This is a genomic window from Flavobacterium album (assembly GCF_003096035.1).
Taxonomy (GTDB): domain Bacteria; phylum Bacteroidota; class Bacteroidia; order Flavobacteriales; family Flavobacteriaceae; genus Flavobacterium; species Flavobacterium album.
Window position 1 is genome coordinate 1,500,707 of record NZ_CP029186.1, and the last position, 11,622, is coordinate 1,512,328.

The 11,622-nt window shown below is 45.5% G+C and carries 9 protein-coding genes; 7 read left to right on the plus strand and 2 right to left on the minus strand.

Translation table 11 applies throughout. From position 1 onward, the window contains the following. The first annotated feature begins 10 nt into the window (after window positions 1-10). From HYN59_RS06570 to HYN59_RS06595, 6 genes are all read left to right on the plus strand, one after another. Window positions 11-1,093, plus strand: coding sequence for a diphosphomevalonate decarboxylase (locus HYN59_RS06570; RefSeq protein WP_108777513.1), 1,083 nt, complete (start codon window positions 11-13; stop codon window positions 1,091-1,093). Window positions 1,094-1,149: 56 nt separating this feature from the next. Then, on the plus strand, window positions 1,150-2,088 hold the full coding sequence (locus tag HYN59_RS06575; RefSeq protein ID WP_108777514.1) for a mevalonate kinase family protein: 939 nt from the start codon (window positions 1,150-1,152) through the stop codon (window positions 2,086-2,088). A 2-nt stretch (window positions 2,089-2,090) separates the two neighbouring features. Beyond that, on the plus strand, window positions 2,091-2,663 hold the full coding sequence (locus tag HYN59_RS06580) for a hypothetical protein (RefSeq protein WP_108777515.1): 573 nt from the start codon (window positions 2,091-2,093) through the stop codon (window positions 2,661-2,663). A gap of 75 nt (window positions 2,664-2,738) precedes the next feature. Next, window positions 2,739-3,659 (plus strand): geranylgeranylglycerol-phosphate geranylgeranyltransferase, encoded by a 921-nt coding sequence (locus HYN59_RS06585; RefSeq protein ID WP_108777516.1) that lies wholly within the window; start codon window positions 2,739-2,741, stop codon window positions 3,657-3,659. 128 nt (window positions 3,660-3,787) lie between these two features. Then, window positions 3,788-4,735 carry a pseudouridine synthase gene (locus HYN59_RS06590; protein ID WP_108777517.1) on the plus strand — a complete coding sequence of 316 codons (948 nt, stop codon included), beginning with the start codon at window positions 3,788-3,790 and terminating at the stop codon, window positions 4,733-4,735. 3 nt (window positions 4,736-4,738) lie between these two features. Further along, a complete protein-coding gene (locus HYN59_RS06595) occupies window positions 4,739-5,101 on the plus strand; it encodes a nuclear transport factor 2 family protein (RefSeq protein WP_108777518.1) in 363 nt (120 codons plus the stop codon). A gap of 222 nt (window positions 5,102-5,323) precedes the next feature. Here HYN59_RS06595 and HYN59_RS06600 read toward each other — a convergent pair whose 3' ends face one another. Further along, complete coding sequence (locus tag HYN59_RS06600) at window positions 5,324-7,402, minus strand: M3 family metallopeptidase (RefSeq protein WP_245895675.1); 2,079 nt, start codon at window positions 7,400-7,402, stop codon at window positions 5,324-5,326. Window positions 7,403-7,821: 419 nt separating this feature from the next. On the opposite strand from HYN59_RS06600, the gene HYN59_RS06605 reads away from it, so the two are divergent. Continuing rightward, the gene (locus HYN59_RS06605; RefSeq protein ID WP_108777520.1) at window positions 7,822-10,629 is read left to right on the plus strand and encodes an AsmA family protein; all 2,808 of its coding nucleotides are present in this window, start codon (window positions 7,822-7,824) and stop codon (window positions 10,627-10,629) included. 72 nt (window positions 10,630-10,701) lie between these two features. Here the strand turns inward: HYN59_RS06605 and HYN59_RS06610 are convergent, their stop codons facing one another. Next, window positions 10,702-11,598 (minus strand): NifU family protein, encoded by an 897-nt coding sequence (locus HYN59_RS06610; protein WP_108777521.1) that lies wholly within the window; start codon window positions 11,596-11,598, stop codon window positions 10,702-10,704. Window positions 11,599-11,622: the final 24 nt, after the last annotated feature.

Here is an 11,622-nt window from a genome sequence, read left to right on the forward strand (position 1 = left end):
TCCCAACCCAATGACAGAAAAGGATTTTATCCCTTCCGAATATACTGAAACAGCCTACCGCGGCAGCTTCGAATGGAGCGCACCGAGCAATATCGCACTTGTAAAATACTGGGGCAAAAAAGCGAACCAGATCCCTGCAAATCCTTCCATCAGTTTTACGCTGAACGAATGCAAGACCATTACAAAACTCGCTTACGAACATAAGGAAAATACTGATGGGATATCATTCGACTTCCTTTTTGAAGGGCAGCCTAAGGATAGCTTCCGCCCGAAAATTGAAAAATTCTTTGAGAGGGTGCAAGGCTATCTTCCTTTTCTGAAAGACTATCATTTTACTATTGATACCCGCAATACATTCCCTCATAGTTCGGGCATTGCATCATCAGCATCAGGGATGGCGGCACTGGCCATGAACCTCATGAGTCTGGAGCGCCTGCTGAACCCGGATATGACCGACGCATACTTTTACAGCAAAGCATCGTTCCTGGCACGATTGGGTTCAGGAAGCGCGTGCCGCAGTGTAAAAGGCAGTGTGGTAGTATGGGGCGAACATGCCGAAATTGAAGGCAGTTCCGACTTGTTTGGTGTGCCGTTTGAGAATGTTCATGATGTTTTCCGAAGCTATAAAGACACCATACTCCTTGTAGATAAAGGGGAAAAGCAGGTGAGCAGCACGGTAGGGCACGACCTGATGCACGGCCACCCTTTTGCCGAAAGGCGGTTTGCGCAGGCACACGAAAATCTTTCGATTACAAAAAAAGCGCTTACTGATGGCGATGTAGACACGTTTATAAAGATCGTGGAAAGTGAGGCTCTCACGCTGCATGCCATGATGATGACCAGCATGCCGTATTTTATCCTGATGAAGCCCAACACGCTGGAGATCATCAATAGGATTTGGAAATTGAGAGCAGAGACGCAGATACCGGTTTGCTTTACACTCGATGCCGGGGCCAATGTGCATGTGCTTTATCCCGAAAACGTTGCAGTAAAAGTTTTGGATTTTATTAAGGCTGAATTGCTTGGCTATTGCCAAAACAACCAGTACATTTGTGACGAAATTGGTACGGGTGCGGTAAATTTGCAATACTAATTTAACAAAGCTGCCGTTTTTATCGTATCTTTATTTCATAAATAGATAACTACAAAATGAAAGGACCTTTATTTTACTCGAAAATATTGCTCTTCGGAGAATATGGCATCATTAAAGATTCTAAAGGGCTGTCTATTCCCTATAATTTTTATAACGGGGCACTTAAGCTGGAAGGCAAAGATGCTCCCGAAGCAAAAAAGTCTAACGGCAACCTGAAGCGTTTTGTTGCTTTTCTTGAAACATTGCAGCAGGAACAGCCGGACCTGGTTACCTTCGACCTGGATACGCTGAGAAGCCATGTGGAAGAAGGCATGTATTTCGATTCTACTATCCCGCAGGGTTATGGCGTAGGCAGCAGTGGCGCATTGGTAGCCGCTATCTATGATCGTTATGCCAATAATAAAATAACCGTTCTCGAAAACCTGACCCGCGAAAAGCTGCTGCAGCTTAAAAAGATATTCGGGCAGATGGAATCGTTCTTTCATGGCAAAAGCTCAGGGCTTGATCCGCTTAACAGTTATTTGAGCATCCCGATCCTTATCAATTCGCAGGACAATATAGAAACTACAGGCATACCAAGCCAGAGCGCTACGGGCAAGGGTGCCGTATTCCTTTTGGATTCCGGTATTGTAGGCGAAACGGCACCGATGGTTTCTATTTTTATGGAAAGCCTTAAAGAGCAGGGCTTCCGCGATATGTTCAAGAAAGAATTCGCACAGTATACCGATGCCTGTGTAGACAACTTCCTGCACGGCGACTTCAAATCATTATTTTCCAATACCAAAAAACTATCCAAAGTAGTATTGAGCCACTTTAAGCCGATGATCCCGGAGCAATTCCACTCGATTTGGCAAAAAGGCATCGATACCAACGATTATTACCTGAAGCTTTGCGGTTCCGGTGGTGGTGGCTATATCCTCGGCTTTACCGAAGATATTGATAAAGCCAAGGAATCGCTGCAAGGGCACAAGCTCGAGGTAGTTTACCAGTTTTAAATATGCACAGCATTAGTGACATCCTGAATATTATACTGGAATCTATATTTATGGGTTTTGGTATAGTTATCCCCATTTTCGTATTAGCAATGAGGTCTTCCAACCTCAAGGCAATAGCCTTTAAAGAATTGTTCATCCTTACAGCCGTGCAAACGGTGCGCATAGCCGGGATATTGTATTTCGTGCTGTGGCTCGTGCATTCGTGGGAACAATATAATGACCCCGTAGTTACAGGCGGCATGCCGTTCAAAGACAAATTATTTGGCCCGTATTGGCCGGTATACCTGTTCTCGCCACTGATGAAGTTCGTGCTGTCGCAGCTGTTTTGGATCAAAAAGATATATATCAAAAAAGCAGCGCTTATCACTTTTGCACTGCTGCTTGCTATATTGCCTGCACAGCGTGTAGTAGTATTTATTGCTTCTTTGGCAACTAAAGATTACCTGCCGTCAGCATGGACACTGAGCACGCGCGATACTATCGTTGAAATAGCCCTCAATATCGTTGTCTTTATCTTTATCATTATACCTATATTATTAGGAAGCGGAAAGCTTAAGAAGGTATTGGAGAAATAATTACAACAGAATCGCCTTACCCAAAGCGCAATAACTTTAAGTATTCACAGTTGTTGTAAAACCAAAACTATTATAATGGCATCAAGGAAAACACGTCTCACCCGTATGAAAATACTCAGTATGTTCTCGGTGGTGCGTGGTTATAATATTCCGATTATTGCACTGGCACAATACCTCTCGGCCATATTCATCCTGGCACCCGAAGAACGGGCATTGGATGTCATCCTGGACCTGAACCTTTTCTTTATCGTGCTGGCATCTTCGCTCACCATTGCTTCAGGCTATATCATCAATAATTTTTACGATGCCCAAAAAGACCTTATCAACCGCCCTAAAAAGTCGATGCTCGACAGGCTGGTGAGCCAGGGTACAAAGCTCCGGGTCTATTTCATGCTCAATTTTACAGTGTTTCTGCTGGCTTTGCTGGTTTCCTGGCGTGCCGCCGTATTTTTTTCGGCTTACATTTTCCTGATTTGGTTCTATTCGCATAAGCTGAAGAAATACCCATTGATAGGCAACCTCACGGCGGCATTGCTTGCTATACTCCCTTTCTTCGGGATACTGATGTATTTCAAGAATTTTTACGAGGTTATTTTTGCCCATGCGACTTTCCTTTTCCTGCTGATACTGACCCGTGAACTGATAAAAGACCTGGAAAACATCAAAGGCGACATTGTAGCCGATTACCGCACCATACCGGTAATGTTTGGTGAAAAGATAGCGAAAACTATTATTACCGCTCTTACGTTCCTTACTGTCATCCCTGTGTTCCTTTTGATAGCGGTGTATGATGTAGGCTATATGGATATTTATTTCTACAGCGGGATGATGGTCATTATTTATTTCCTTAGCCGCCTTTGGAAAGCAGAGACCCAGAAAGAGTACCTGCACCTTCATAACATCCTTAAATTCCTTATCGTGACAGGGGTATTCAGTATTGTACTTATCAAACCCCAGGTCATCGTGCATGGGCGGGAACTGCTGTCAATGCTTTAAAGTATTCTGTCACAACCTTTGTTTATACAGAAAGAAAATCTGCGATGATCCGCCCAATCCGCGTCATCCTCGTTCTATTATCCATGTTCCAAATAATTTAAACTATCTTTGCCAAAATATTTCTACAAATGAACAATGGCAGTAACAGGGGCGGCGGCTCCGGAAGGGGAAACAGCGGCGGCGCAAGGAAAAAAAGCGCAGGCCCGTCAAAACCGATGAACAAGGCACGCAAGCCGAAACCGGCAACAAAACCCGAAGCAGCAGATGCTGATAAGGCAGCGCCTAAAAAAGCAGGCTTTATAAAAGGCAAAGGCCCTGTGGACAGGAAGCCTGCTGCGCCGAAACCTGCAGCCAAAAAAACCAACCCTGACGAGATACGCCTGAACAAATACATATCCAACTCGGGCATGTGCTCACGCCGTGATGCCGATATCTATATCCAGTCGGGTAACGTGAAAGTGAACGGCAAAGTCGTGACCGAAATGGGTCATATCGTAAAACTGACCGATGAGGTTGATTTTGACGGCACCCGCATTACACCGGAAAAGAAAGAATACATCCTGCTGAACAAGCCGAAGAACTTTACTACGTCCGGCGACGAAGAGCGCGACCTGCGCAATGTAATGGAGCTTGTGCGTGCCGCTACAAAGGCGAAGATACAGCCTATTGGCCGCATGGATAAGAATACTACCGGCCTGCTTATTTTTACCAATGATACCGATATGGTGCGTAAATTTTCGCAGCCGAACCAAAAGTCGTTCAAGATTTACCACGTTTCGCTTGACAGAAACCTGAAATTTGAAGACCTTGAAAAAATGTCGGAAGGCGTAACGCTCGACGGGCACAGGCTTTTCATAGATGAGATAAGCTATATAGAAGGCGAGCCGAAAACTGAAATCGGGCTGAAACTGCGCACCCAGAATGTAAAGGTAGTACGCGCTATATTCGAAAGCTTTAAGTACGATGTGCTTAGGGTAGACCGGGTATCGTTTGCAGGGCTTACCAAGAAAAACCTGCCGCGCGGCAACTGGAGGTTCCTGACCGACCAGGAAGTCATCAACCTGAAAAACGTATAAGCAGTGCAGCCACGCGATATCGAACACATAGCCATGAAATGGTTTGAGGCTTTCAATACCAAACAGCTCGACCGCCTGCTGGATCTATATACCGAAGATGCTGAACACTTCAGCCCAAAGCTAAAAATACGCCAGCCGGAAACCGGAGGGTTTGTAAGGGGACGAAAAGCCATGCATGCCTGGTGGCAGGATGCTTTCGACAGGCTCCCTACATTATATTATAAAGTCACTTCGCTTACCGCCAATGACCACCGTGTTTTCATGGAATACACCCGCACCGTTCAGGGCGAAGACGATATGCTTGTCGCCGAAGTCCTCGAAATAAGGGATGGCAAGATCGTGGCATCCCGTGTTTATCATGGGTAAGATGTAATAGAGACGCATTGATGGAATACGTCTAAAAATCAAAATATTCTGTTTACTATAGTAGAGCCGTTGCATTGCAACGGCTCTTTGCTTTTAGCCACAACGTTTTTCCATTTCGAACGCAGCTTGCGGAGAGGGAAATCTCAATAAACGTTATAAAGAGATTTCTCCCTTTGGTCGAAATGGAAAAGCACTCCGGCTAACTAAAACTTTGCAACCCTGCTACTTTGCTACTTTGGAACTCTTCTCCAACCCCCTTTTCCGCAACAGCGGCTCTATTGACGGCTCCGCTCCCCGGAATGCCCTGTACATCGCATCGGCATCGCCGGTACCACCCCTTTCAAGAATATTGGTACGAAACGATTTGGCAGTTGCCGCATCAAACAGCGACTTTTGCTTAAAGGCATCAAACGCATCGGTATCCAGAACGCCCGACCAGATATAGCTGTAATAGCCGGCTGAGTACCCGCCATTGAAAATATGGTTATAATAGGTGCTGCGATAGCGTGGTATTATAGAAGGTATCAGCCCGATCTTCTTCATGGCTTCTTCTTCAAAGGGGATTACATTTTGCGTAAGCGGTTCGGTAAGTGTGTGGTAATTAAGGTCGAGATACGATGCCGCGAGGTATTCCACTGTGGCAAATCCCTGGTCAAAAGTAGCCGACTCCTGTAATTTCTGTATCAGCGCATCCGGGATTACTTCGCCGGTCTTATAGTGTTTGGCATACATCTTCAGCACTTCCGGCTCGGCAGCCCAGTTCTCCATGATCTGAGATGGCAGTTCCACGAAGTCGGTCGGTACGCTGGTTCCCGAAAGGCTTTCATACGTTACGTTACTCAACAGCCCGTGCAACGCGTGCCCGAACTCATGAAAGAACGTTGAGGTTTCGTCAAATGTAAGCAGTGCCGGATTGCCTGCTGTCGGTTTCGAAAAGTTGCATACAATAGATATAATGGGAGCAATGCGCTTGCCCTCGGTTATTTTTTCCTTGCTGTAAGAAGTCATCCACGCGCCGCCTTTTTTAGAAGCCCTCGGAAAGAAATCCATATAAAGCAGCCCCACAAACTTCCCATCCTGTTCAGTAACTTCCCAAACCGTCACATCTTCATGGTATTTCGGTACGTCCTTCAGTTCACGAAATTGCAGTCCGTACAGGTTCTTCGCTACCATGAAAATCCCGTTACGCACATTATCCAGGCCGAAATAAGGCTTGAGTTCCTGCTCGTCAAGATCATAGCGCTCCCTGCGTATCTTTTCGGTATAATAGCGCCAGTCATAAGGCTGTACATCATCTGTAATGCCATCGGCTGCCATCAATTTTTTGATATCGGCCTCCTCGGCTTTTGCCTTTTCCAGTGCCGGTTTCCAGAGCTTGTCCAAAAGCGCATACACATTGGCAGCGTTTTTCGCCATGCGTTCTTCCAGCACATAATCCGCGTGCGAAGCATAGCCCAGCAACCGTGCTTTCTCACTGCGCAGGTTAGCCAGGTGGACAACGTTGGTACGGTTATCAAGGCTGTTGCCGTTGTTGCCCCTATTTTGGTAAGCAGTCCAGATCTTCTTGCGAAGCTCACGGTTGCTGGCATATTGCAGGAACGGCATTACGCTCGCGTTCTGTAGCGTGAAAACCCATTTGCCATCCTTCCCTGCTGCTTTGGCATCGTGCGCTGCGGACTCAACAATTTCTTCAGGCAGTCCTGCAAGGTCTTTTTTATCGTCAATCACGAGTTGGTAGGCATTGTTCTCAGCCAGCACATTATCGCCAAATTTCAGGGATAGCACCGATAGCTCGCTGTTTATAGTCCGCAGCCTTTCTTTTTGTTTTGCATTGAGGTTAGCGCCGCTGCGCACGAATGCCTTGTATTTCTTCTCCAGTAATTTGGCCTGCTCCGCACTAAGTTTTAACGCTGTCTGCGTATCCCATATCTTTTTTACACGGGCAAACAGCTTTTCATTCAGGTAAATATTATCGTTATGCTTAGAAAGTTCGGGTGCCATTTCCTGTGCTATAGCTTGAAGTGTATCGTTTGTATTGGCCGAATTCAGGTTCCCGAATATCGTGGTAATACGGTTCAGCACCGTACCCGAATTTTCAAGCGCTACAATAGTATTTTCAAAAGTCGGCGCTTCCTTGCTTGTGGTTATTGCTTCAATTTCGGCATCGTGTTCGCGGATAGCTTCAGTGATAGCCGGCTTGTAGTGCTCATTCTTTATTTGTTCAAAGGGCGGTGCCCCATATGGGGTTTCAAAATCAGCGAGCAGTGGGTTATTTTCTCCTAAAGTAGCAGATGTATTCATTCGGTTACAAGATAATATTATGCCAGTAAGGATAAGGGCTATTGATAGTTTTTTCATTGTCGTTCATGGAAAAAGTAAAGTTATCCTAAAGAACACAATTATCCAAAGCAGAATGGTATTGTTATGATTTTTTTGGGCGTGCCGCTTCCGCAGGCTACAGCGTCGGGCCATCAGCTATATCCCTTCGCAAGCTACGGGGATGCCGCCTCTGTCCCTCACGCAGCTTCACTCGGGCGGCTGTGTTCCCCGACCTGCAAGGTTTCAGAACCTTGTAGGCCTAAAATTTACCTACTATTATACCTGCAAGGTTTTCAAAACCTTGCAGGAGTTGAACCCACAACTATACTAACATCAAGTTAAATACCAACCTTAATTAACAGGAAAAATCTAATTTTATTAGAAGATTAAATTAGTATGCGATGAAAACATCCGCAAAAAAAATTGCGCTCAAAATAGGGAAGTGGCTTGGCATTTTTATCGCTTCGGTATTACTGCTCATGTTCCTTATACCGCTGCTGTTCCCCGGCACGGTCTCGGAACAGGTAAAAAAGCTGGCCAACAAAAGCCTTGCCGGCGAACTCAATTTCTCCGAATCCAGGCTGTCCTTTTTTACGCATTTCCCATCACTCACCGTATCGCTGGACGACCTTTCGCTAAAAGGTTCGGCACCCTACCAAAACGATACGTTATTGAAAGCCGACCAGGTAGCTTTTGGTATTAACCTGAAGCGGCTGATATTCGACAATGAGGTAAAGATAGACGAGCTATATGTGTCGGATGCCTTTATCAATGTCAAGGTAAACGAGAAAGGGGAGGCCAACTATAATGTATATGTCTCCGAAAAAGACCAGCCGAAAGACACGCTTTCCGAAGGTACCGCCATCCGGCTCGACCGCATCGACCTCGACAATTGCCACATCAAATATAGCGACCGTTCGGCCAAAATACTGGTAGATGCCCACGGCTTCAATTATGTAGGCAAAGGCGACCTTAGCGAAGATGTATTCGACCTGCGCACCGATGCCCGTATCGATTCCGTCGACTTTTACTACGACCGTGTTCCCTATCTTGAAAAGAAAAGGGTGCGCGCCGACCTGATAACCCGTATCAATACCAACTCGTTGTCGTTCATCCTTCAAAAGAACGAGTTGAAGATTAACAAGCTGCCGGTAGAGTTTACAGGCATATTTACAATACTAAAAGACGGCTATAACATTAATATTGATGCAGCATCGGAAAACACTACGGTAAAAGACTTGCTGTCGGTACTTCCGCCTCAATACCTCACTTGGCTGGATGATACGAATATAAAAGGCCGCAGCGATTTGCTGTTTACCTTTAAGGGTCGCTATAATGCCGCAACAAAACAGCAGCCCGACCTTGGTTTTAACCTGAAGATTAATGATGGGTCGGTGGAGTATAGCGGTGCCCCGGTGCCCCTGACAGATTTTAACCTCGACCTGAATGCCATGCTGCCTTCACTCGATGTCGAAAAATTGAATATCAACCTCCGCAAGCTTGACTTCAAGGTAGGTGAGAAGGATTATTTTCATGCCTTTCTGCAAACAAAAGGCCTTAGCGAAATGGATGTGAAGGCCAACATTAAAGGCGCACTCGACCTGAAAACCCTCGATGCCGCGATTGGGCTGCAGAATATGGACCTGCGCGGGATATTGCGCACCGATATTGAAGCCGACGGGCAATACAGCGCCACGAAGAAATTGTTCCCTAAAGCCAAAGGCGGTATCAACCTGCAGAACGGCTGGCTGAAAACCGATTATTACCCCAACCCGATCACCGATATTAAGTTCGTAGCTAACCTGCAAAATGGTAATGGTACGTTCGAAGACCTGAAAGTGGCGGTTACCCCGGCATCTTTTGTTTTCGAAGGCAATCCGGTTTATGTTAATACTACGGTATCCGACTTCGCCGACCTGTTTTACGATGCACGTATTAAAGGAGAGCTGAATGTAGGACGTATCTATAAGGTTTTCAAACAGCAGGGGCTGGATGTCACCGGTTACGCGAAGGCCGACCTTGCATTAAAAGGCAGGCAGAGCTATGCCACCACCGGGCAGTATGACAAGCTGAATAATAAAGGGACCCTTGTATTGAAGAACATAAAAACTACTTCCGAGCTTTTCCCGAAAGCATTTTTTATCAACGAAGGGTATTTTACCTTCCAGAACGAAAAGATGTGGTTTGATAAATTTAAAGCGAAGTATGGCAAGTCGGATTTCTCGATAAACGGATACCTGCTCAATACAATTAATTATTTCCTCGAATCGCACGGTACATTGAGCGGCAATTTCAACCTGAAATCGAAACTCATAAAGGTAGATGAATTCATGGCGCTAAAGGAAGGCGAGAACAAAGACCGCAAAGCCGAAGTAGAATATGCCAAAGAAGACCACCCCAAAATGAGTGGGGTAGTGGTACTGCCAACCAACCTGAATGTGTCGCTTGTCGCCAATGCCGATAAGGTAGAATATACCGGGCTTGTGCTTAATAACCTCATAGGTAAGGTAGGCATATCCAAAGGCAGGCTATACCTGGAAAATACCAATTTCAATATCATCGGCTGCACCGTGGGGATTGATGCCAATTATAAAAACGAATCGCCAATGGCTGCCAATTTTGATGTACATTTCCGTGCCAAGGATTTCAGCGTGAAGCGTGCCTACAATGAGATACCACTCTTCCACGACCTGGTTACCGCCGCCGCAAAAGCAGAGGGTATCATTGGAGTCGACTATAAAATAAAAGGCGATCTCGACGGGAACATGAGCCCAATCATGCCTTCACTCGAGGGCGGGGGCACAATTTCAGTAAGAGATGTAAAAGTTGCCGGGCTGAAATTGTTTGGCGGTATCAGTGAGAAAACCGGTTCCAAAGAGATGGATAACCCCAACATGAAAGACATCACGGTAAAGACAACTATAAACAACAACCTGATCCATATAGATGACTTTACCTTTAAGGTAGCGGTGTTCCGTCCTACCATAACCGGCACAACCAGCCTTGACGGCCTCCTGGACCTGCGCATGCGCCTTGGCCTGCCGCCTGCCGGGCTTATTGGCATCCCTATTGTTATCACGGGGACACATGAAGACCCGAAGATAAAAGTTTTCAGTAAGACCGGTAAAAAGATAGATGAAGCTATTTATAACGAAAAAACGAATACCTTAATAAGGAAAGAAAAAGTGAAGAAAGATAAAAAGCCTTAGTTGTCATACGAAAAGACCCCAAAGGTTTTTAAAACCTTTGGGGTCTGGACATATAGAATTATAAGATGTTTTTTAGGCGTTAAGGGCTTCCACCTTAATGTCTTCATCGTTGAGCATGTCTTTCAGCATGTTCTCAATACCGCTTTTCAGTGTAAACGTAGAGGAAGGGCATCCGCTGCACGCGCCCTGCAATATCACTTTCACACGCTTTTCCTTTTCGTCGTAGGAATCGAACGCAATGTTGCCGCCATCGCCTTGTACCGCCGGCTTCACATATTCTTCCAGTATATTGATGATGCGCTGCGAGGTGCTGTCAAGGTTGTCGAAATATTCTTCCTTATGCTTTTCTGCCTGCGGCAATGCCTGTACGAGTGATTCATCGATAACAGTTTTGCCATCTTCAATAAATTCACGGATAAAGCTGCGCACTTCGCCGGTAAACTCATCCCATTCGGCAACGGCATATTTAGTAATGGAGATATAGTTCTCGTCGATAAATACCTCTTTTACAAAAGGGAATTTAAATAGCTCGCGGGCAAGCGGTGAAGCAGCCGTATCGTCAATGCTCTTGAATTCTGCCGTCGTCTTTGTCAGCAGTTTATTCGATACGAATTTCATTACCGCCGGGTTTGGGGTCGTTTCTACATATACTGTAGAAGGCTGTTTTTTCTTAGCTTCTTCTTCAATAACGATCTGCCCGCCGCCATTTACAAAATTGGCTATCTGCTCTGCTACATCCTCCTGCACGTCTTCCCATTCTACAATCGAATATTTCTCAATTCCGATAAAATTGCCGGAGATGTACACTGTTTTTACGAACGGAAGGTAGAAAAGCTGCTTCGCAAGGGGCGAATTGGCTGTATCGTCAATATTCTTATATTCAAAATTCCCGTTTTTGGCAATGAAGTCGCTGAATTCAAACTTCACTATGGCAGGATTTTGGGTGGGTTTTATAGTTATCGTTTCCATGATTTAAATTTTAGGCAAAATTAG